The 23473-nt window shown below is 38.8% G+C and carries 17 protein-coding genes; all 17 read right to left on the bottom strand.

What is annotated here, in order from left to right:
* Positions 1-693: 693 nt before the first annotated feature.
* On the bottom strand, positions 694-2307 hold the full coding sequence (locus tag DS891_RS16535) for a hypothetical protein (RefSeq protein WP_174170383.1): 1614 nt from the start codon (positions 2305-2307) through the stop codon (positions 694-696).
* 363 nt (positions 2308-2670) lie between these two features.
* Positions 2671-4269, bottom strand: coding sequence for a hypothetical protein (locus tag DS891_RS16540; protein ID WP_174170384.1), 1599 nt, complete (start codon positions 4267-4269; stop codon positions 2671-2673).
* 1182 nt (positions 4270-5451) lie between these two features.
* The gene (locus DS891_RS16545) at positions 5452-7563 is read right to left on the bottom strand and encodes a YjbH domain-containing protein (protein ID WP_174170385.1); all 2112 of its coding nucleotides are present in this window, start codon (positions 7561-7563) and stop codon (positions 5452-5454) included.
* A gap of 1111 nt (positions 7564-8674) precedes the next feature.
* Positions 8675-10636, bottom strand: coding sequence for a nucleoside-diphosphate sugar epimerase/dehydratase (locus DS891_RS16550; protein WP_174170386.1), 1962 nt, complete (start codon positions 10634-10636; stop codon positions 8675-8677).
* A gap of 140 nt (positions 10637-10776) precedes the next feature.
* A complete protein-coding gene (locus DS891_RS16555) occupies positions 10777-11331 on the bottom strand; it encodes a sugar transferase (protein WP_174170387.1) in 555 nt (184 codons plus the stop codon).
* 15 nt (positions 11332-11346) lie between these two features.
* Positions 11347-12270, bottom strand: coding sequence for an SDR family oxidoreductase (locus DS891_RS16560; RefSeq protein WP_174170388.1), 924 nt, complete (start codon positions 12268-12270; stop codon positions 11347-11349).
* Positions 12267-13478, bottom strand: coding sequence for a glycosyltransferase family 4 protein (locus DS891_RS16565; RefSeq protein ID WP_174170389.1), 1212 nt, complete (start codon positions 13476-13478; stop codon positions 12267-12269). Before DS891_RS16565 ends, DS891_RS16560 begins: the two co-directional genes overlap by 4 nt.
* 2 nt (positions 13479-13480) lie before the next feature.
* Entirely contained in the window at positions 13481-14608 is a 1128-nt protein-coding gene (gene wecB / locus DS891_RS16570; RefSeq protein ID WP_174170390.1) for a non-hydrolyzing UDP-N-acetylglucosamine 2-epimerase, read from the bottom strand.
* A complete protein-coding gene (locus DS891_RS16575) occupies positions 14605-15477 on the bottom strand; it encodes an SDR family oxidoreductase (protein ID WP_174170391.1) in 873 nt (290 codons plus the stop codon). The genes wecB and DS891_RS16575 overlap by 4 nt, the downstream gene beginning before the upstream one ends.
* Position 15478: 1 nt before the next feature.
* On the bottom strand, positions 15479-16516 hold the full coding sequence (locus tag DS891_RS16580) for a polysaccharide biosynthesis protein (protein WP_174170392.1): 1038 nt from the start codon (positions 16514-16516) through the stop codon (positions 15479-15481).
* A gap of 6 nt (positions 16517-16522) precedes the next feature.
* Positions 16523-17617 (bottom strand): glycosyltransferase, encoded by a 1095-nt coding sequence (locus DS891_RS16585; protein WP_174170393.1) that lies wholly within the window; start codon positions 17615-17617, stop codon positions 16523-16525.
* Between the two features lie 12 nt (positions 17618-17629).
* Positions 17630-18949, bottom strand: coding sequence for an EpsG family protein (locus DS891_RS16590; protein WP_174170394.1), 1320 nt, complete (start codon positions 18947-18949; stop codon positions 17630-17632).
* Entirely contained in the window at positions 18927-19772 is an 846-nt protein-coding gene (locus DS891_RS16595) for a 6-hydroxymethylpterin diphosphokinase MptE-like protein (protein WP_368032209.1), read from the bottom strand. Before DS891_RS16595 ends, DS891_RS16590 begins: the two co-directional genes overlap by 23 nt.
* Positions 19759-20979, bottom strand: a complete 1221-nt coding sequence (locus DS891_RS16600) for a lipopolysaccharide biosynthesis protein (protein WP_174170395.1) — start codon at positions 20977-20979, stop codon at positions 19759-19761. The genes DS891_RS16595 and DS891_RS16600 overlap by 14 nt, the downstream gene beginning before the upstream one ends.
* Positions 20976-21770: a hypothetical protein gene (locus DS891_RS16605; protein ID WP_174170396.1), complete on the bottom strand. Its 795-nt coding sequence runs from the start codon at positions 21768-21770 to the stop codon at positions 20976-20978. The genes DS891_RS16600 and DS891_RS16605 overlap by 4 nt, the downstream gene beginning before the upstream one ends.
* Positions 21771-21794: 24 nt before the next feature.
* Complete coding sequence (locus DS891_RS16610; protein WP_174170397.1) at positions 21795-22538, bottom strand: SDR family NAD(P)-dependent oxidoreductase; 744 nt, start codon at positions 22536-22538, stop codon at positions 21795-21797.
* Positions 22535-23473 carry a phosphoglycerate dehydrogenase gene (locus DS891_RS16615; protein ID WP_174170398.1) on the bottom strand — a complete coding sequence of 313 codons (939 nt, stop codon included), beginning with the start codon at positions 23471-23473 and terminating at the stop codon, positions 22535-22537. The genes DS891_RS16610 and DS891_RS16615 overlap by 4 nt, the downstream gene beginning before the upstream one ends.

The following is a 23473-nucleotide window of genomic DNA, read 5'->3' on the forward strand; positions in this document are numbered from 1 at the left end:
AACAATAATAGAGAACCGCGACCTAAAGCCATAAAAGAGTCGCGACCTAAAGTCGCTGCTACGCCATGTTTGTAGCTTCGGGTTTATCCTGCGATAAACGCGTAAAGAAAAGAGTTGTGGCATAAAACAATAATAGAGAACCGCGACCTAAAGTCGCTGCTACGCCATGTTTGTAGCAGCCTGTTTATCCCGCGACAAGCGCGTAAAGAGAAAAATTGTGGCATAAAGTCATAAAAAAAATCGCGACCTAAAGCCATAAAAGAATCGCGACCTAAAGTCGCTGCTACGCCATGTTTGTAGCAGCGGGTTTATCCCGCGACAAGCGCGTAAAGAAAAGAGTTGTGGCATAAAACAATAATAGAGAACCGCGACCTAAAGCCATAAAAGAGTCGCGACCTAAAGCCATAAAAGAATCGCGACCTAAAGTCGCTGCTACGCCATGTTTGTAGCAGCGGGTTTATCCCGCGACAAGCGCGTAAAGAGAAGAATTGTGGCATAAAGTCATAAAAAGGAGTCGCGACCTAAAGCCATAAAAGAGTCGCGACCTAAAGTCGCTGCTACGCCAAGTTTGTAGCAGCGGGTTTATCCCGCGAAAAAAGTGATAACGAGTAATACCTACATGTATATATTTAATTGAGAAAAGAAAAAAGCCGCGTCTCCGCGGCTTAACTGATTGGACTAATCATTCTGTACTTAACTACCCGTTACAGTGTCACAAGCTACTGAAACATCGATAGTTTCATCTGTTCCATCTGGCGTAATAGACGTTGTAAACGGTGCAGAAATTCGAGGGTCTACACTAACGGCATATGACGCGACATCACCATTTAATGCTGATAGTGCAAAAGTACCGTCGCCATTGTTCGCTGCTGTGCGGAATGGCTTAGTCGTACTTGATCTATACTTAACAATCGCACCTGGGATAACTTCTGTTACCGTTGTATCGTTAGAACAAACTGCTCTAACAGTTACATTTTCATTAACTGTGGTTTGAATTGGATTTGCTAGCGCGATCGAAATTGGGCCATCACATACCGGAACTTCGGCATTCGTTGCAGAAGCATTCCCCCACACGTTACCTGCTGCGTCACGAATGACTACACGTGCTGATGCCGTTGAGCTAATACCGTAACGAGCTGAAGTGCTTGCTGAAACGACTGTTTTTGACGTACTACCACCACGTAAATAACTTGATACGCTTGCATCTGCTGAAGTCATACTCACATATAGACCTGAGCTCGGAACAGTATCACCAGTCACATTAACAGTAATACCTTGCGTACAGATTGGAACTGAACGAGACAATGTAAAGAACGTAAGGTGATCGGTTTTAAAAGATGCTTTGTAAGCCGTACCTTCAGCGTTCAACGCACCAACAGTTGCTTTATTCGTTTCTGACTGCCATTTACCAGTATCTTCGTTATTTGAAGAAACATCAAACTGGTCTCCCGTTTGAATTGTTCTATCACCAGATGGTGCTAAGGTTGCGACAGGAAGTGAAACAGAAACATCGATCTCTTGGCTAAATTGTTTGATCTTCGTTCCATTGTTATCTTGCATAACTATGTTACTTACACCAACAGGCTTTTTAATGCTAGTTGTACTATCTGCACTCAACCCAGCTGGCAAAACAGCTGAAATCTTGCTAGACGTAGGATCCGCAGAGCCAACAGTTAATGATACAGAAGTACCTGTAACGGCATTACCACTTGCATCTCTTAGTTGTACGCCTGCTGGAACCGTTACATCAGAACCTGCTTTACCTTTTTCAGCCGCAGCTGTAACAGGAGAGGCTGTTGTTGCGTTAGTCACACTTTCAGAAACGCTTGCTTCAACAACTTCGTCACCACCTTTTGACACAAGCGCCAATTCAGCTTCTAGCGTTGCTGCCGAATCTTCATTACTTAAGTCGATGTCAAAGCTTTTTGAAAAATAGCCGTCAGCAGTTACAACCGCAGTTACGATCCCAACGTTTGCACCTTCTTTTACAGTAAAGGTGTAGCTACCATCTTCTGTTGCAATCTGTGTTATTGCATCACCATTGACGTTAACCAAGTTTGAGGCAGGCTCTCCATCCTCAAAAAAGGCAATTGTAGCCGGCGCAACGATATCAACAGTATCAATATCAACTACGTTACCGCTTACAGCAAATGCTAGAGCGGCTGGCGTTTCTGGCGCCACAATCACAGGGTCTGTTGGTTCTGGCGGCTTAACAACTACATTATCATCATCATCGCTAAAACAGCCAGATAATGCTAGAGCTGAAGCTACAGACAAAGCGAGTAAAGATTTTTTGTTCGAAATCATGATTGGTCCTTGTTCCCTTTTTTGAAAGTGCCAAGCGGCACTAACGCGCGTTTTATTACATCAAAACTTAAATATAGAGAAAGTTCAAAGATTGTCCAGCTAGTAATTAAAATATTTTTACACTGAGGTTGGCGAGTTCGTTCATGATTGGCGAGAGCTGCCAAGATAACAAATGCTTTTACTTCATAGCCTTAGATTGCCGTAACAACTACTGACATATTTTAAATACAAAGTCGCACAACAACGCCTTTTAATAGACACCACTAAATAAGAGATAGACACAAAAAAGCCGCATTTAAGCGGCTTTTCAATCTTACTAAGACGTAAATTGCCTTATTGAAGGCAAATCTTAGTCGATAGTTATTAAGAACCAGTTACTTCGTCACATGCTACTGTGATTTCAGCAGACTCGTCAGTACCATCAGCAGTGATAGTAAAGTTTTGAGCACCTAGGCCCGCAAACTTAGCACCACGTGGTACAACGCGTACTTCATATGAAGATGTTTCTACTAGGTCTGTTAGCTCGTATGTACCGCCAGTTCCAGCAGCTGATTCGAAGCCTTTATTTTCTAGACGGTATTTAACTACAGCGCCTGTTAGTGGTGTCGTTACTGTGTTGTCATTTTCACAAACAGCAGTTACTGCGAATGACTCAGCAACAAGTGTAACAGGGTTAGCTAGCGCAACGTTTACGTTACCACAAACTGATACTTCAGTTTCGCTATCGAACCATGTGTTACCGTTTTTGTCTTTAACAGTTACACGTGCTGTTGCATCAGCAGCAATACCTTTTTGTGATGCCTTGTTTGCAGAAATAACAGTTTGTGATGTAGAACCTGCTTTTGCTTGTACAGAAGCTTTATAGTCGCTAGATTCCATCTTAACAGTTAAACCGTTAGCTGGGATTTCATCACCAGAGAAAGTTACATTGATGTCTGATTGACATGCATCGAATGTATCTACCGCAGAGAAGAACGTAAGGTGGTCAGTCATGAATGAACCAGCGTATGTGCCGTTTGCTTCATTTAATGCACCAACAGTTACTTTATTTGTCTCAGTAGACCAAACACCTGTATCTTCATTGTGAGAAGTTAGCGTTAGTTCATCACCTGTCTTAACAACTTCACCGCTACTTAGTGTAGTTGTAGCTGGAATTGCCATTGTTACTTCGATAGGCTGGCTGAACTTCTTGATTTTGTTACCAGCATCGTCAGTCATTACGATGTTAGTTACAGCAACTGGAGTTTTAACTTCAGCAGCACCTGCTGCGTTAAGACCTTCAGGAAGAATAGCACCCGCACTTGCTGATGTGCTATCAGCAGCAGTAACATTTAGTGAAATTGTAGAACCTGACACTGGATTGTTGTTTGCATCAAGTAGCTGAGTATTTGCTGGAACCGCTACGTCAGCACCTGCTTTACCAGATTCAGCTTTTGCTGTGATTACTTCAGCAGTCGTTGCATCAGTTACAGAAGCTTCTACCACTTTATCAGCTAGGCCTTCAGCGTTCTTAGAAACAAGCTCTAGTTGAGCAGGAACTACTGACTCGCCTTCAGCAAGTGTTAAATCAACAATAAAGCTCTTAGATACATAACCTTCAGCTGTTACGTTAACAGTAATTGAATCAACAGAAGCGCCTTCTTTCAGTGTGAAAGTAAAGTCACCTTCAGTTGCGTCAATCACGTTTACTGCAGTGCCATTTACGTCAACAGTGTTTGCGCTTAGTTCACCGTTTTCAAGCAAAGTTACTTGAGCTTTGATCGCGTCGAAGTCAGCATTAACAACGTTACCGTTTACAACTAGTGCTAGTGCATCTGGAGTCTCAGGTGCAACGATTACTGGATCTGTAGGCTCTGGTGGAGGCGTGATAGTTACGTTGTTATCGTCATCGCTAAAACAGCCAGACAGCGTTAGCGCAGACGCTACAGAGAGCGCAAGAAGAGATTTTTTATTTGCAATCATGATTAGTCCTTGTTTTCCTTCTGTTAACTTACGCCAATTTGACGCGTTAACTCATAAAAAAAAGCCATATTGCGAGAGAGCAATATAAGCTTAAGTTTTAAATCATTTAATAAGTTTAATAAGACAGACAGGAACTAAGTCGCTCCCTGACTAAAGCCAACTCAGTTATTCTACCAATCTAGCGAAAAAACAACCATATAGTCGGAGTTAGCTGCCTTAATTTATCACAGAAAAGCGGTAGTTCCAACCGCCTGTAATAAGTTGAAAGTAGGATACCTTTAGAACACTAAATAGACAATGAATGAAGTCACATTTATAGCAAAAAGTTGCAATATAGTGCTTATCTATTAACAAGGTATATAAATTTAATAGTTAGAATGAGATGGCTATATGATTCCCGCAGGTTTTAGTAGCAGCGGGTTTATCCCGCGACAGAGCATCGCGACATAAAGTCGCTGCTACAAATACATAACCCTACAGCAAGTGCATCGAAGCACCTCTCCCGTAGCAGCGGGTTTATCCCGCGACAGGAGCATCGCGACGTAAAGTCGCTGCTACAAATACATAACCCCGCGACAAAAGCACCGAAACACCACTCCCGTAGCAGCGGGTTTATCCCGCGACAAACACATCGCGACGTAAAGTCGCTGCTACAAATACATAACCCCGCGATAAAAGCATAGAAACACCTCTCCCGTAGCAGCGGGTTTATCCCGCGACAGAGCATAGAAACACCGCTCCCGTAGCAACGGGTTTATCCCGCGACAAGCACATCGCGACGTAAAGTCGCAGCTACAAATACATAACCCCGCGACAAAAGCATCGAAGCACCTCTCCCGTAGCAGCGGGTTTATCCCGCGACAGGAGCATCGCGACGTAAAGTCGCTGCTACAAATACATAACCCCGCGACAAAAGCACCGAAACACCWCTCCCGTAGCAGCGGGTTTATCCCGCGACAAGCACATCGCGACGTAAAGTCGCAGCTACAAATGCATAACCCCGCGACAAAAGCACCGCAACACCTCTCCCGTAGCAGCGGGTTTATCCCGCGACAAGCACATCGCGACGTAAAGTCGCAGCTACAAATGCATAACCCCGCGACAAAAGCATAGAAACACCGCTCCCGTAGCAGCGGGTTTATCCCGCGACAAACACATCGCGACGTAAAGCCGCTAATACTGTTATCTGTAAGTTAGGTATGCTTCTCGCAATCTTGCCAAATTGCTGTAAATATAACTACTCGACAAGCGTCCTTGATTAAGGAATGTCTTATCCAAATTCACGGGCGTTTTAATTGAATGTCCGCGGCCAATTACCAATGCATTTGTTGACTCACCAATACGTGTACTCACTTCATGGCGCCAAGCTTCATTCCCTTTTATCTGACCATAACGGATTGGTGCCATATCTTTACGTGGAGTCAGTGGGATGCTAAACGCAATACCTGCGACCTGTACATCCGTATCTTGGGCAAAGATTGAAATATAGCTATCACCAAACCAGAAGCGAGTTTCTAGTTTTACACCGCTATCTTCATAAAAGAATCGACCTGCTGTTGCGTGAAAACTCACATCCTGCTCAACCCAGTTATAACGATAAGACAAAGTTTGATAGTCTCTATCTAAGTCATAGTCATCATATTCTAAATAACCAATTTCAGCATTAAACTGGTGACGACCATTTTCACTAAGCCAAGTCGTTTCGTTTTTGATACCGGTATAGTCATTAAACTCTTTAAAGAAACCAATATGGGTTTGGTTATAAATACCATACGGTAAATCTAACGTTTGATAGATTGTCGCTTGCGTAACACCACTGTCTTTTGCAAAGCGACCAAATGCTTTGCCCGTTTCGTAGTCATCTGTTTTGGCAACTTCAGTTTCAGCGCTAACGCTTATACCACCGCCGTACCACATCGGTACATCCACATCGGCTTTAATTGCGAGTGAAAAGTCATAAACACCTATCTCAGTCGCAAAGTGTGAATCGAGCGAAGGCCCTACTGTTACGCGAGGTCTAAAGTATGGACTGTTAGCTTTAGGCATTCCCACCCAAGACACACTGCCAATCGGATCCATTTCACCGCGGCGAATATCCATGTCTGGCGTACTGCTGGTATTGATAAATTCACGGTAATTATCAATATCACCACGCACAGAAAGCATTGGAATACCACGGTTTAATAACTGAATCGTATATTTAGCCTCAGGCTCATCTATATGTTCAGCGATACGACCAAGCACAAGACCAATAGCGTCTATATCATTACGATTAAAGACATAGTTTTCAAAACTTACAACAATATGCGGGTCACGATTAAAGCCCACACTAATCGCCTCTAAGCCATCGTCGATGAGTGCATTTTTAAGTTCCCGAGTTTGTAGCGTAAGTGACTTTCTGTATTCATCACGCTCAGTTACTTCTTGTTTGGCTTCTTCTAGCGGCTTTTGAGCTAATTCTCGCTGCTGTTGATAGTGTGCTTCAAATGCAGCCTCACGCTTTTTATGGTTATCTAAAATCGGCGCTGGTGCAGCTTCCGTAGGGTCATTTAACTTTGCCTGCTCAAACAAAGGCATGGAGAAGTTTATACCCCAAAAGGTGTCCTTTTCCGCATGATCTGTATTGCTGTAAAACTTGCTGGTTAACGTGAGTGTACCTACATCGTAAATCCACTCCTTAGGTACAGTTAAACGTAAACCCGCATTCACTGCATCCGCATCATGCTCAACCTGCAATGCAAACCAATCCAACGGCTGCCATTCAATACCAGCAAAAGCGCCATCCATTTGTCCTGTTGCGCGATCACTTACCGCAAAACCAGCAGAAAATCTAAAGTCGTTCCATTCGCGTGAACCAGCTAAATAGTAAGTCTCATAGTTATTTGCCGCCCCACCTAAATCTTTACCGCCGATAGCAAGATTAAACCACTCTTTAGGAATATAGGGGATTTGATATTTTAAGTTAAACGATAGATCTCGAAGCTGACCTCTACCCTCTGCAAACATATTGTCATGCATAGTGTTTGACGCAATCACACCGCTAACTTCAAGGCCATCAAACACTCCTGCAGAGAAGATATAGTTATGACCATCGACATATTTAAGCCCACTCTGATCTAATTGGTTATTGTAACCAATATCAATACTTCCCTTTTCAAGTACTTCAGCATTTGGCGTGTTGAATAGGCCAGTATAACCTGCAAAGGCGGTGTAATTATTCAATTGGGTATCAGCTAAAACAGGCATGCTTGCAAGCGTAATGCTACCTGCAAGAATCGTATTTATTTTTGACATGTGCGCAGACCGATTTTTATTTTCAATTCTTGAATTAAATGTGGCAGAGCAAATTAACCAGCTCAGCCACCGTTATAAGTATTATGTAGACATCGTACAATGAAGTATAGAAAAACCCAACCTCGTAACAACGGGTTTACCCCGAGATAAAAGCGTCGCGACATAAAGTCGCTGCTACGAATACATAACCCCGCGACAACAGCACCGAAACACCACACCCGTAGCAGCGGGTTTATCCCGCGACAAGGGTTCCAAACACCAACCCCGTAGCAACAGGTTTACCCCGAGATAAAAAATCGCGACATAAAGTCGCTGCTACGAATACATAACTCCGCGACAACAGCATCGAAACACCGACCCCGTAGTAGCGGGTTTATCCCGCGACAAGGGTTCCAAACACCAACCCCGTAGCAACAGGTTTACCCCGAGATAAAAGCGTCGCGACATAAAGTCGCTGCTACGAATACATAACTCCGCGACAACAGCACCGAAACACCACACCCGTAGCAGCGGGTTTATCCCGCGACAAGGGTTTCAAACGCCAACCCCGTAGCAACAGGTTTACCCCGAGATAAGAGCATCGCGACATAAAGTCGCTGCTACGAATACATAACTCCGCGACAACAGCACCGAAACACCACACCCGTAGCAGCGGGTTTATCCCGCGACAAGGGCTCCGAACGCCATCCCCGTAACCGCGGATTTACCCCGAGATAAAAAATCGCGACATAAAGTCGCTGCTACGAATACATAACTCCGCGACAGCAGCATCGAAACACCGACCCCGTAGTAGCGGGTTTATCCCGCGACAAGGGTTCCAAACACCAACCCCGTAGCAACAGGTTTACCCCGAGATAAAAGCGTCGCGACATAAAGTCGCTGCTACGAATACATAACTCCGCGACAACAGCACCAAAACACCGACCCCGTAGCAGCGGGTTTATCCCGCGACAACAGCACCAAAACCCCACCCGAAGCAACGGGTTTACCCCGAGATAAGAGCATCGCGACAACAGCACCGAAACGCCAACCCCGTAGCAGCAGGTTTATCCCGCGACAAGGGTTCCAAACACCAACCCCGTAGCAACAGGTTTACCCCGAGATAAGATCGTTACACGCTCCTAAAATTGATCACTTTCCGCTCAGACTCACGTTGAGCTTCAAGCACTTGGCGTTTTTCATTCCACACCAAATCACAAATACCGTCTGTAGGATTAAACCCTGTGGGCGCCTCCAACAACAATTTACGAATAAGCTCATGATCAAAGTTATGACAAGCTGTATCCATTGCACTCATAAAGTCTTCTAGCTCTGCCATTGGTAATTTTACTTCATTGGCCGTCATGATCCGTGGATGAGAGGTCTCTTCAACATTGTCACCAATCAATAACTCTTCATATAACTTTTCACCTGGGCGCAATCCTGTGCATTCAATTTCAATATCGCCATGAGGGTTTGACTCTGATTTAACTTCTAAGCCAGAAAGATGCACCATTTTGGTCGCTAAGTCTTTGATCTTAACAGATTCACCCATATCTAACACAAATACGTCACCACCCTTACCCATGGCACCCGCCTGAATAACTAACTGCGCAGCTTCCGGTATGGTCATAAAAAACCGGGTGATATCTTTATGCGTTAAGGTAATTGGTCCACCTTCTTTAATCTGCTTACGGAATAGAGGCACAACTGAACCACTAGAACCAAGCACATTACCAAAACGTACCATGCAAAAACGGGTATTTTTAGACGTTGCTTTACTTTCAGCCAAGGCTTGTAACACTAACTCGGCCATACGCTTGGTTGCACCCATCACATTGGTTGGGCGCACCGCTTTGTCTGTAGAGATTAATACAAAGGTCTCTACTCCTGCGTTAATAGCGGCCTTAGCCGTGTAATAGGTACCAAATACATTATTACGAACACCCTCAACGACATTTTGCTCTACAAGCGGTACATGCTTGTAGGCCGCGGCATGATAGACAGTTTGCACCCCAAAGGCTTTCATGCAAGTTTCAATACGGTTGATACGTTGCACCGATCCCATCACTGGTACTATTTCCAATGATACGCCTTTATTCAATGCTAGCTGATTCAGCTCCTTTTCAATACTATATAAACCAAACTCAGACACCTCAAAAAGCACCAGCTTTTTAGGTCCATTTAATATAATTTGCCTGCATAGTTCAGAGCCTATAGAACCACCTGCACCAGTTACCATAATGACTTTATCTTTTATATTTGCAGCCATCAGCTCTGCTTGTGGCGTCACTGGATCTCTGCCCAATAAGTCTTCAATTTCGACTTCTTTTATCTCGTTAAGCTGCGCTTTACCGTCAATAACATCTGCCATACCAGGCACTGTCATCACCTCGAGTGGCAGTTTTTCTAGCTTAGTGAGTATTTCTTTACGGCGAGAGCGCGACACACTTGGTAAAGCAAGTAAAACCTTGTTTACTCGCTTTTTATCTATCAAATTATAGATTTCATCAAAGGCGACAACCGGGATCCCTTGGATAATAGCATTATGTTTAGTTGGATCGTCGTCCAGATACGCCGTAACATAATAGTCAGGCCCTGTTGCGAGCGCGGTAGCTAACTGCCGACCAGCATCTCCAGCGCCATAAATAACCACAGGGGTCTTAGTAAATGAGGTTAATCGCCAAATAAGTGCTCTTACTAAAATACGCGAGCCACCTACTGAAAGTATCATCAACCAGGCATAAATAAAGGGCATAGTACGAGGAATGGCGGTTTGCGTAAAAAATGAAGACAACACTAAAATCACGGTACTAATAACAGTACCAAGTACAACAGCACCGACTGCATTTGCCCCAACGTAACGGAGCACAGCGCGATATAAACCAAGTTTTACAAATATCACCAAGCTAATGGGGAGTAATAACGCGAGGATTAGCCAATTATTAAAATTAGCCAGTGGTGCAAAGCTATCGAGGCGAACAATAAGCGCTAACCAAAAGGCTGAGACTATAAAAACTGAATCTAATACGAGCGTGAGAAGTCGTTTTTGGCTACGAGAAGCGCCAAGTAAAGCGCGAAACCAACTATCCATTGTGTTCCCTTTTTATTCCAATCCGAATTAAAACCGCAGACGAACTAAAGCATAGTACATGTTGCAGTATACACAAAAGTAGCAAAAATGTATGAGGAAAATGTGAAGGCGCGCGAGTTTGAAACAGAGACTATCTTAAACTAGTGTTTACCAACTCTATCCCCTGAACCACTGCCAGTTACCGTCATTACGATATATCTAAAATAATTAGCCACTGTCAAAGTATCAATCATTTTCCTGTCAGTTGTCGCAAGTAATTCAGGTGTAGACATATCTATTTCATTCACCTGCGCAAGGCCTGTTATTCCAGGCCTAACCAAATATATGTCTTTAGCTTCTCTCGCATATGTGAGCTCTTCTTGACTGTAAAGACCTGGGCGGGGGCCTACCAAGCTCATTTCACCTTTTAGTACATTCCAAAGTTGTGGAAGCTCGTCTAATTTTGTTTTGCGAAGAAAATGCCCAAATGGTGTAATAGAAGAGGTACTCGCAAGGTGACTTGCCACAGAAGCCGTATCTACTTTCATCGTTCTAAACTTAACTAAAGTAAATGGCTTTTTATTTCTACCAACACGCTCTTGAGTAAAAATTGGAGAGCCAGTATCAAAGAGGCCAATAACGTATAAAATAACCAAGAAAGGAAATGCGAATAAAAGGCCAAACAAGGAAAATAAAAAGTCAAGTAAACGTATCATATTTAAATCCATATATTATTTCTTTGCAGCAAGCTTAAAGCCATGCTCAACAGAGTAAGGCGGGGACCAGTTAAGTGTATTTTTAGTGTGAGTTATATCTAACTCAAGTGACCCCGTCAGCCTATCAATTACATCTTGCTTGTTTAACAACTTGCCAGCAAAATTAAAACACCAAACAGGGACTGGTAAAGCTAATTTCTTTTTATTTTGCACCTTAGCCATTAATGCAACCATTTCAGCGGTAGATAAATCGTGACCATCACTTACTAAAAATATCTGATTTGCAGCTTTCGGATGGTCTATGCATACTTTAATCAAATCAACTAAATTATAAACAGATACTAAGCTTCGTTTATTTTTATTAATACTTCTGAAAGGTAGTGGTAGGCCTTTGCCAACATATTTCATGAGTGAGGCGAAATTTGCTTTTACCCCTTCGCCATAAACTAATGGCGGTCGAATAATAACAATTTCCATATTGGTTTCTTTACCTAATGCAACAAGTTGCATTTCAGCTTCAGCTTTAGAAACGCCGTAAGGATCTCTTGGTTTTGGTTCATCTGAAGCACAAAAAGGTTTTGAGTCTGAAGTACTTTCACCATTTACTTTAACAGAGCTCACAAAAATAAAACGCTTTACCCCAGCTTTTTTAGCCTGATTTGCAAGGTTCAAAGTGCCCATTGTATTGACCACTTTGAATGCTTCCAAAAGGTCAGCGACTGAATCATTCATAACATGAACACGAGCCGCACAATGGATTACTACATCAATACTCTCTAATGCTGTAGTAAAGTCACTTTGTCCGTCGATATTTGCTTGATGAACAACACCGTAAGAAGAAGGCTTTCGGCCCAGAAAGCTCAAATTATGCTTTTGGTATATACACTTAGATAACTCAGAACCAACAAAACCAGAATAACCAGTTACAAGTATATTCATAATACCTTTTTATATCCCGTTAAAATCTGTTGAGCGGCCTGTTCGACTGAGAAGCTTTCACATAATAAGTTATATGCGTTTCTTCCAACTTTAATCCTTAACTCCTTACTCTCCAAAAGCTTCATAGCACCTTCCATAAAAAGCTTATCCTCTCCATTTATATGCACAAATCCTGATTCAGAGTTTCTAATATAGTCAATAACATCATTTCCTTTGTTTACACTACCTAAAATTGGGAGTGATTGAACCATATAACCTAGTAACTTACCGGGGAAATTATGTGCTTTATGCGTTTTAGCTAAAGAAAACAAGCCAATATCAACTTGAGTTAGCAATTCTTTATATTGACTTTGATTGACAGAAGGTAACAAGGTCACATTAGCCAGCTCAAGCTTAGATAAAGATTGCTTTACATGCTCAAATTGATCACCTTGACCTACAAACAAGAAATGAGCCTCTGGACATTCTTGCATATTTTTAGCTAGTCTAAGTAAGTTATCCATATCCTGAGCATGGCCTATATTACCCCCATAGAAGAAAATCACCTTTTCTTCCAAGTTATACTTACCCCTTATATTAATTGAAGGGTTATCTACAACACTTAACGGAGTTAAATTTGCCCAATTATGTAAAACCTCGATATCTTTATAATATGGGTTAACCTTAGAAAAATATTCTACATTAGCATTAGACATCAATCCAATTTTATCAGAAGCCTTATAATTCAAGTGTTCAAAGTATCTAAAATATTTAGCTATGATAGAGCTCTCTTTTATCATCCCTTCATCAATTACCCACTGCGGAAACAAATCCCTCAAAACAAGATATACAAACGTTTTATGATTTTTTTTGAGTTTTTTTACTAGTGACCCAAAAAAAATAGTTGGAGAATAGTTTACACAAATATCAAAAGGCCTTTCATTTACTTTACTTTTGATCGCTCTCCACGCAGCATGGGATAGCAAGCTTTCATTTACAGCACGCTTTAATTTTCCAACACCTCGTCTAGTGCCAGCTTTAAAGCGCCATACTTCAACACCATCTTGTATATCAACACACAATCTACTTTCTTGGTTTTCATTACCAGGAGTTATAACTACAACTTCATGGCCCAAAACCAGAAACTGATGCGCTAGTTCGTGAAACATTTTTGCATGTACTAGAGTACTACTTGGTAAATAATCATCAGGGAGAAGGGCAATTCTCAAAATTACTTTCTCCAGACGTATGTATTCACGTAATCAATATAACTATGAATTGTTCTAACCACTTTATCTGACACATTTGGAGCTATATAGTCTTGAACTTTATTTAATAGGCGACTTTCGCCTCTTGGTTGTTCCTCAAGAATACGTAGAGCTTGAATAATACGACCTTTGTTCATTCCAGTGAACATAACTGCACCTTCTTCCAAACCTTCCGGTCTTTCTTGAGCATCACGAATATTTAGCGCTGGAAAATTCAAGATTGACGACTCTTCTGTGATTGTACCACTATCACTTAGCACCGCTTTTGCTTGTGTTTGCAGTTTTACATAATCACTAAAGCCCAAAGGTTTCAAAAGCTGAACATTGTCATGAAAAGTTAGGTTTAAAGCATCAATTTTCTTACGCGTTCGAGGGTGTGTAGAAACAATAACAGGATAACCGTAATGCTCTGCAATATAATTTAAAACACCAACAAAACTGTTTAGGTTAAACTCAGAATCAACATTTTCCTCTCTATGAACGCTAACTAAGAAAAACTTTCCTAGCTTCAGCTGTAAACGTTCAAGTACGTCCGATTTAGAAATCTTATCTGAATAATGCGCCAAAACTTCATCCATTGGACTACCTGTTTTAACTACAAACTCAGGCTTTAGGCCTTCACGGAGTAGGTAATCTCTCGCTATGGTACTATAGGGTAAGTTAACATCAGAGATGTGATCTACAATTTTTCTATTTATTTCTTCCGGTACACGTAAATCAAAACAGCGGTTACCAGCTTCCATATGAAAAATCGGTATTTTTCTTCTTTTCGCTGTAATAGCTGCCATAGCACTATTAGTGTCACCCAAAATTAAAATAGCATCTGGCTGTAGCTCTTCAAAAACCTTGTCCGATTTACTAATTACCTGTGCTATAGTCTCTGCAGCCGTTGCGCCTGCACACTCTAAAAATATATCAGGGCTTCTGATTTCTAAATCATCAAAAAAGATTTGATTTAACTCATAATCATAATTTTGACCAGTATGAACTAAAGCATGGTCACAGTACTTATCGAGTTTTGCAATCGTCCGTGAAAGTCGAATGATTTCAGGTCTAGTGCCAACAATTGTCGCTATTTTTAAATTATTCATAATGAGTATCTTTTCTTATAATCCATATTCATATATTCGATTAATTCCGGCCATGCGGGAGTGTTTAACGCTAATTCTTTTCTAAGCTTACTTGAATTTAAAGACCTATCTATTTTAAAAGTTTCCGAAGGATAAATTTCAATATTATGCCCATAAATATCAGATATAAGAGATAGCAATGTAAACTTATCTATCGGGTTTACTGATAAATGATAAAGGCCTGATATATCGGTATTTGGTAAAATTCTATCAATTAATAACTTAGCTATATAAGCTGTAGGTAAACCAGAGAAAATAGCTTTAGTGAAACCTTTCACGCTCCCATTTTGAGATAAAAACCAATCAACAAGGCTAACATTTGATGTTAACTCATGACCGATAATAGAAGTACGTAGTGTTAAGTGACCACCATAGTCAACTTCACCCAATCTTTTTGAGCTACCATATAAGTCCAGAGCGTCAGGCTTACTCTCTTCACTGTAATTACCTATGTCACCAGTGAAAACACAGTCCGTTGAAAAGTGAATTAGCTTTGCACCTGAAGTGCTGCATAGCTTTGCAAGTTTATGAGGTAACAATGCATTTACATAAATAGCTTCAGTATGTAATTTAGATACATCATGCTGTTTAATTAAGCCTATACAATTAACAACTACATCTGGCTTAATATTATTAATAGAAGAGATAACAGAGTCAAAATCATAAATATTAACACCCTGCACTAAGTTTTCAGTAAGACCCTTAAAGTAATCATCTTTACCACTTATATTTCTCAATGTACCATAGACGTTAAGAGACTTATTTTCAGAGAGGTTACTATATATGCTATAACCAAGCATACCAGTAATACCCAAAACAAGAACTTTCATATTACACCCCCTCAGGGACTAACACATTACCAGCTTCAATTTCCAGAATAAAATCAAGCTTTCTTAATAATTGCTTCATTTCTTCAACTGTTAGTCGCTCTGTATTATGTGAATTGTAATCTTCGATTTTAGAAAGATCTCTTTCACCCTCTTCAAAATATTTCGCATAGTTAAGATCTCGATTATCAGCAGGCACCCTGTAATAGCCCGCTTGCTCCTCAGCTACAAACATTTCTTCGCGAGAACAAAGCGCCTCATAGTGCTTTTCACCATGACGAGTGCCGATGATATTCACTTCATGCTCTGGCTTGGCCATTATTTCTAATATTGCTTTAACAAGTACTTCAATTGTTGCTGCAGGTGCTTTTTGAACAAAGATATCACCATTAACACCGTTTTCGAAGGCGTGAAGAACTAAATCAACTGCATCATCTAATGTCATCATAAAGCGTGTCATATTTGGATCAGTGATTGTAATTGGTGCATTATTTACAATTTGTCTAATGAATAACGGTATAACTGAACCACGAGAAGCCATAACATTACCATAGCGGGTACAACAAATTGTTGTATTGGTATGCTCTAAATTACGACTTTTAGCGACAATTACTTTTTCCATCATTGCTTTAGAAATTCCCATTGCATTGATTGGGTAAACCGCTTTATCTGTACTTAAGCAAACGACACGCTCAACACCAAAGCTTATCGCCGCTTCAAGTACATTTTCAGTACCAATCACATTTGTTTTAACCGCTTCTAATGGGTAAAACTCGCAAGACGGAACTTGTTTGAGTGCAGCTGCATGGTAAACATAATCAACACCTCGCATCGCATTAGCTACGCTTTGGTAGTCACGTACGTCACCAATATAAAATTTCAACTTATCAGAATTGAAGTGCTTACGCATATCATCCTGCTTTTTTTCATCACGAGAAAAAATACGAATTTCTTTAATATCACTATCTAGAAAACGGCGTAGAACAGCATTACCAAATGAGCCTGTTCCGCCAGTGATTAACAAAACCTTATTCTTGAACATTACAGTTCACCTCTTAAATTCATTAATATATTTTTGAAACCTACTTTGAGGCGAATCAAAGTCAGACAGTCTTTTCATCCCCTTGGCGATCAGTTCACATTGCTTATCTTTATCCATAGCTAACTCAACTATCTTGTTATAAATATCACTTGCACTTAAGGGGTCAAAATAAATAGCAGCATCTCCACATATACTTCTAGCAAAAGAATAATCAGAAGTTAATATAGGCTTTCCCATGTACATTGCCTCTGGATAGGATGCAGAAAAACACTCAACCAAACTGGGAAGTATCATAAAATCAGATTTGTCATATAATGCTGGGCATTCAGAATTATTTACCTTACCAAAATTAATAATATATTCTTCATACCCTTCAAAGTTAGCAACATAGTAATCTTCAGGCACAGTAATATAAAAAAGAAATTTTTTATCCGTATTCTTTACTAATAAATCTACAACTTCTTTATAAATCAATATATTTTTATGAGGATAGGGAAAAGCCACGGTCAGTAACTTAACAACATTCGAATCCTGGACACGAGATACCTCTCCTTTTTTATAACTCTCAAAAAACGCACTATAAGTGTTAGAAGCAATATGGACTCTTTGCTTTGAAACACCAAGATATTCACCTAACTTAACTTGAACATCTTGTGTTTCTACAAAATAATCATCTACTTGATTCTTTAATAAGAACCTGTGATAACTTGACAGCAATGATAACTTTAGCTTAAAAAGCGCGCCTTGATTTTTAAAGAAAGGTAAATGTTTATATAAATAATAACCTTGTGCAAAACCACAGTAATGCTTTACTTTAGGCTTCCAATAAGATGGGCCAAAGACTGTGAATACAACTTCAGAGTCAGAATCACTAACGATATTATCAAAATCAGGAACATATCCAAAGAAATTAAAACGCGGAGGGTAGTCAACTCGTATGATATTAACATTACTCTTCTTATCAAAATTAATATTTAAGAATGCAGGTGATAACAAAACAGTATATATATTTTCTTTTTCTGAAATTTGATTTACAATAGAAGTTGCCACCTGAATTGCACCTCCTACTTTTAGATTTGAAGCATTAATCAAAATTTTCAAATTTAATTCCTATTACTTATTTATATCTTCTAAAGGAGGTAAGTCAAACCTTGATACCTTTGAGCTCTCTTCGGCCAAGCTATCAAAATAATAAAACGGCTCGGAAGAAAATAAAGGGTAACGAGCATAAAAGCTATCATCGAGTATAAACCACCTGAAGTTAAGAGTAAGTATAAAGCCGAAGACTACAGACCTAGCAATCAACCTTCCTACAGCTTTGCAATTCATATAAAAATAAAAGTATAAAAGCCCAACAGATGTAACCAATACAAACTCGTATAATCTAGATATAAATGATGGTAAAAAGCTTAACGACAATATAGGAACGATAATCGCAAGCATAGATAGTCTTAGATTTTTTCTGCTACCCTTATTGCTATAAAACTCATTCAAAATAAACAAGGGAAGTAAATAAACAACCTTTATAAATGAATAAAATACTGAAGATATATAAACAGAATAACCTTCTCTTTCCTTAAAAGTAAATAGAAGCTTTTCCATGATAAAGTTATCCATTGAGGAAAGCCTGCCAAAAAAGTCAAAAGCAAAAAAGAATATAAATGCTGCAGGTATAGAAAGATAAACAAGACACCTTTTATATTTAACATTTTTAGAAATATATATCAAGTTAGCCAAAGGGTAGACAAGCAAAGTCGACAAGTGGAATAAACAGGCAATAAATATAAAAGCATTCTTTCTTTTCCCACTTGAATATAAGGCTATAAGTATAAACATACTAGAGTACCCTTGCCTCATATGATTAAGCATTCCTAAATACTTATAGAAAGCGAACAAAAAACCTAAGAGAACTCCAAATTCAAATAGTGATAGACCAAATTTCTTTTTGATCAGCTTCGCTAAAAAAATTAGCAGGCCAGTTTGAATTAACAAATGTGCAACTAAAAAAAGGTAAGGCTTTTCATCCAGTATAAAACTTAAAAAAAAGTTGATAAATGGAAGCCCGACCTCTACCCCACCTGAATAAACAAACCAATCACCTTTAAACCATTCATCAAATGTAAGAAAGTTATTATAGTAACTCGTGAAATCAGATTCATGATAAAGAAACTGCTGATACGAAGCAGCGTTTATACCTAGACTCAAAATAAATAGAACGACCGCAATAAATATAAACCCTATTGCAGCTCGCCCATGTAGTGACAGAATTAAACATAGGATAGCAATTAAATTAGATAATGCTGGAAAAAACGGCAATAGAGCAAAACCAAAAATAATTATACCAACAGAGAACAAAAACTCCCTATTTAGAGAAAAAGAACGACTATTTAACACTTCCAAAACAGAGCCGTTAGCGCTTAAAGAGCGATTCATAATCTACTCGTTCGAAAACTTCAAGCTTTCCACCAACAGTTGCATTATAAATACACCTATCAGAAGATTCATAAACTAACTTCATCATTTTATAGGAATTTAGAACTTTATCTAACTGAGGGTCATGCCACTTTTTGCCTTTACCAAAGTAATCTGGATGAAAGTGGTTTTCATCATCTTCAGTCGAAGTAATGACAGTTTGATCAACTTCGGCACTATCCGGAATATTATAACTAAAATCCATACCGATTAAATACACTTCTTCAAACCCTAAATAGTGCGCAAGCTGCAAGTTTATCATTGTAACAGACTGACCACAGTATACTTCATTACTACAGTCTGCCGAAAACCTAGGAATTCCAAAATTTGGGCTAGTTTCTTGGTAGTAGCCTGTATTCATATTAAAAAAGAGGGTATTCTTACTAACACAACCAAAAAGATGTTTATAATTTGTTGGAAAAAAACGGTATTCAGTCTCATAAGCTTTAATTTCTTCAAGGTTGTCATGCATTACATGATAGTCTTCTACAACATAAAAAGTTGGTTTATAGCCCATCTCGTTAGTTTTATAGAAAATACCATTCACCGCAAATGAATATTCGTTTTCTAAAAAAGTTAAGTCACATTTATTAAGAGAGGGGCCATTTCCAACTATGAAGCATCGTTGTCCTTTAAACTTATTTCTTAACTTACGCAATTCAACTTTACTAGAAAGTCTAAAAAAAGCCTGCCTTTCCAATATTTTATAGTTAACCCTATCTTTTGGCACATACTTCATACCCGTATTTCTTATTAAATTAAAAATAGAATTAGATATTGACACTATTACACCTCTCTATGGAAACAGATTTTTTAAACAAATATATAATGTATATCATAAGAATTAAATTGGAAAAAACTGACAGCACAAGCATACCTATAACACCAAAGTAATCAATAATCACAAAAGCTAGTAGAGCCTGTATTATAAAAACAAGCGAAATTGCTTTAGCTATTTTTACACCACCACCTTCATAGTAAAGGTAGTTAGTAAAGACAAGTATTAAAACATGAAATAACGTTGCAAGTATAAAATAGTTAAAGTACTCACTTGCATAGATGTATTTCTCACTATAGTAAAAACCAATTAAAACTTTCCCAAGAAAGAAAGAAAGTAGTGTAACTACAACACCTAGAAGCGCAAATTTATACAATAAGCTGGAGGCTTTAGTATACTCTTTTTTAGCAAGTAAATAGTTTAAATTAGGAAGTAGAACTAGATTTAGAACCCCAATAGCTAGCACTGGTACTGAGGAAATTTGAAATGCTATAGCAAAGTTCCCCAATATCTCGTTACCCGCTTTCGTTGAAATGATAAACCTATCAGCGCCACTTTTTAACCACCAACCAATCGCTTGAGGTAAAAAAATAGCGGCTGAAAAAAAGGTTATTTTCAGATTTTCATTGTTTACCTTACAAGCCAGCACCTTACACAGTACAATAAACTTACCAATAGACAGGGCTATCCCCAGCTGCATAAAAGAAGCAACAACAACTCCATATACCCAACCTTCTTCTCCCATACCCAAATTTACACAGATGTAAACTGTAAAAGCGAGTATGACACTATACAAAAAATTGCACAGAGTGTAACGCATTGCTTCTTTATTGCATTGAAATAATGTCATAACAAAAAGGGACAGCGTCCTAAATATACAAGCGACAATCATCAAAAGTACATATTCTATAGGAAAAATATTTACAACTGAAAACGAAGCGGCGACTAAAGCCGCAAAAGTTAAAGACAAAATAAAATGAGATTTTTTCTTCTTTAAAAAGCTTTCAAAATCATCTTTAAAGTAATCAACCCTAGTTGTAGCTTGTATGTTGAACCCAATAAAAATAAAGAGCAACTCATAAAGAGATATCAGTAAAGTATAAGAACCATAAACATCTGGTTCAAATAAATTAGCAACATAAAGAGTGATAAAAAAAGGAGCGATCCTAGTAAAGGCTTCCCCAATACCATATTTAATAATATCCTTAATCATTTCTCGATCATATCAACTAAGGATTTAGTTTCCTCTAAAATGTAATCAAAGCCGGCTTTGTTATAATGCACATTATCAACAGTAAACTGCTTTATTTCAGCTGCAGACCAATGTTGCAATGGAACAACAAATTTCAGTGTATCAAGTAATAACCTATCGTACTTTAGCTGCTCGTTAATGTTTTTAGGCCTATCTCTCCAATAACATCCGACCCATTCATGTAATACAGGGTTGACCCCTATATATATCAGGTTAGGAATATCAGCAACTCCATTAATTATCGTCTGCTCGAAAAATTTAGATGGCAAAAATGAATAGGTGACTTCACCTTCATAATCGAGCCCAGCAACCCTACCCTCTATTTCAAAATCTTTCTCAGACCAACCGAGCGAACGAATTTTCCCACGCTTAGCCTCGAGCATATCTAAATATGAGCTTAGAGGCCTAGGTGCAAAATCCACAATACCACAGTGTAGAACTATAAAACTATATTTTGTCTTATCTATTTTTTTATATAATTCAAAAAAATCGATCAAGCTTGTATATTTTTCTTCACACAGATGCACATCACAAGCATATTTTAATATAAAATATCTGATATATGAGGAAAATGGATTTTTCCTATAAAATGGCTTAGTGATCTCCGCACCTCTAGAGTCTGTGAATACCAAAACTCTACTTTTACCTCGGAACAAATTAATAACTTTGATAAAAAGTAAAATAAATTTGTAAAAAAATGGATTTATTTTATCGAAGAATCTTATTAAGTTTTTTCTGTTTTTGCTTTGCATTAACTAAGCCCTTATAAAACAAAGTTAAGAAGGGTCACTCAGACAACTTGATATGCCACCATCTATTGATATACAACTTCCATGTAAAAAACGGGATTCATTCGTAGTCAAATAGTAAGCTAAACTGGCAACTTCTTCAGGTAAGCCAATCCTTCCCTGAGGGTGAAACGATTCCAATTTTGAAAACTCTTCCAATTTACCTTCAAACCCTGCTTGTAACATTTTTGTTGCTATCGCGGCAGGTTCTATCGCGTTAATACGCACTTTACCACCAAAGTCCAATGCTAAGTTACGCGTTAGAGCACTCAAAGCAGCCTTAGATGTTGCATAAGCTGAAAACTCTTTTTTTGTTAATCTTGCATGTATAGAACTAATATTTACCACAGCACCATTATTTTTTACTAAATTTTCATAAAAAACTTTAATTAAAATGAAAGGTGCATGTAGATTAATATCAAAACTTCTCATCCACTCTTCAATCGTTATATTTTCAATTGAATTTAAAATCTGTTCTGCTGCATTATTAATTAAATAACTGATACCATCTTCTTGAGTTAGGTGCACAACAGAGTTAATGAACTCATTTAAATAAGTAGGATCATTTACGATCTTGCTTAAATCAATTTGTAGAGGAATTAACTTATCACTTGCTAACTGCTTGCATTGATCTACACCTAAAACAATAAATCCTTCTGCAATAAATTTATTTGTTAATGCTTGCCCTATCCCACCTGCAGAACCAGTGACTAGTACATATTTTTTACTCATGATTTTGCCAATAAAAATTCTGAAATAGAACTAAGTGCTTTGTAGGTAGCTCTTTGTACACCTTCAACAGCATTACTTCCATTATGAGAACCAAATATACACTGAGGCATATCTCTAAGTGGTGAGCTTTTCGGTAATGGCTCAACTTCAAACACATCTAAACCTGCGGCTCTTATCTTTCCTGACTGTAAAGAGCTAATTAGTGATGCCTCATCAATTAGAGCCCCCCTTGCTACGTTAATAACGATAGAACTGTCTTTTAATAAATTAATAGTAGAATGATTAAGCATATGATAGTTATATCTATTTAATGAACATGTAAATATTAGCACGTCAAGAGTACCTAATAGCTCAGGAAACTCAGCTCTTTCTACAAATGGAAAGCCTTTTGTTCCAGTTACTCCTGGATCATAAGCAATCACTTCAACATCAAATCCAGTTAATCTCTTTGCTACACTCTGACCAATGTCGCCAAACCCTACAATTCCAATCCTTTTATTACTAATACTTAGCCCTGCAGGTTTTGGCCAAGAAAAATTATTTCTGATCTCTCGATCAATAAAGTGAGTTTGCCTTGTCAAAGCTAGTAACATTGATATAGCTACATCAGCAACCTCACCACCAAACATATTCGGAGTGTTGGTTATGGGAATACCTAAATCTTTACAGGCTTCAAAGTCAACATTATCAATGCCAATTCCCCATTTCACAGCGGCTTTTAATTTTCCTTTCACTGCGGCTTCAAAAACTTTTCGAGTAGCTGGATCATCACCAATTATCCACCCTTGGTACTCAGGTAGAAGTTCAATTAACTCGTCTTCAGTAAGAACTTGTGTAGTTTTTGCAGCTACAATTTCTAAGCCTAATTCTTTTGCTGGCTCAATGAACTCTTCAAATAGTCCAATCATGGGTGGACAAGTTACTAAAACTTTCAT

This window comes from Pseudoalteromonas sp. JC28, assembly GCF_013319255.1.
GTDB lineage: Bacteria > Pseudomonadota > Gammaproteobacteria > Enterobacterales > Alteromonadaceae > Pseudoalteromonas.

Bases quoted from the DNA above. Each gene is read 5' to 3' on its own strand.
- DS891_RS16535 (WP_174170383.1), bottom strand. From the start codon at position 2,307: ATGATTTCGAACAAAAAATCTTTACTCGCTTTGTCTGTAGCTTCAGCT.
- DS891_RS16540 (WP_174170384.1), bottom strand. From the start codon at position 4,269: ATGATTGCAAATAAAAAATCTCTTCTTGCGCTCTCTGTAGCGTCTGCG.
- DS891_RS16545 (WP_174170385.1), bottom strand. From the start codon at position 7,563: ATGTCAAAAATAAATACGATTCTTGCAGGTAGCATTACGCTTGCAAGC.
- DS891_RS16550 (WP_174170386.1), bottom strand. From the start codon at position 10,636: ATGGATAGTTGGTTTCGCGCTTTACTTGGCGCTTCTCGTAGCCAAAAA.
- DS891_RS16555 (WP_174170387.1), bottom strand. From the start codon at position 11,331: ATGATACGTTTACTTGACTTTTTATTTTCCTTGTTTGGCCTTTTATTC.
- DS891_RS16560 (WP_174170388.1), bottom strand. From the start codon at position 12,270: ATGAATATACTTGTAACTGGTTATTCTGGTTTTGTTGGTTCTGAGTTA.
- wecB (WP_174170390.1), bottom strand. From the start codon at position 14,608: ATGAATAATTTAAAAATAGCGACAATTGTTGGCACTAGACCTGAAATC.
- DS891_RS16575 (WP_174170391.1), bottom strand. From the start codon at position 15,477: ATGAAAGTTCTTGTTTTGGGTATTACTGGTATGCTTGGTTATAGCATA.
- DS891_RS16580 (WP_174170392.1), bottom strand. From the start codon at position 16,516: ATGTTCAAGAATAAGGTTTTGTTAATCACTGGCGGAACAGGCTCATTT.
- DS891_RS16590 (WP_174170394.1), bottom strand. From the start codon at position 18,949: ATGAATCGCTCTTTAAGCGCTAACGGCTCTGTTTTGGAAGTGTTAAAT.
- DS891_RS16600 (WP_174170395.1), bottom strand. From the start codon at position 20,979: ATGATTAAGGATATTATTAAATATGGTATTGGGGAAGCCTTTACTAGG.
- DS891_RS16605 (WP_174170396.1), bottom strand. From the start codon at position 21,770: ATGCAAAGCAAAAACAGAAAAAACTTAATAAGATTCTTCGATAAAATA.
- DS891_RS16610 (WP_174170397.1), bottom strand. From the start codon at position 22,538: ATGAGTAAAAAATATGTACTAGTCACTGGTTCTGCAGGTGGGATAGGG.
- DS891_RS16615 (WP_174170398.1), bottom strand. From the start codon at position 23,473: ATGAAAGTTTTAGTAACTTGTCCACCCATGATTGGACTATTTGAAGAG.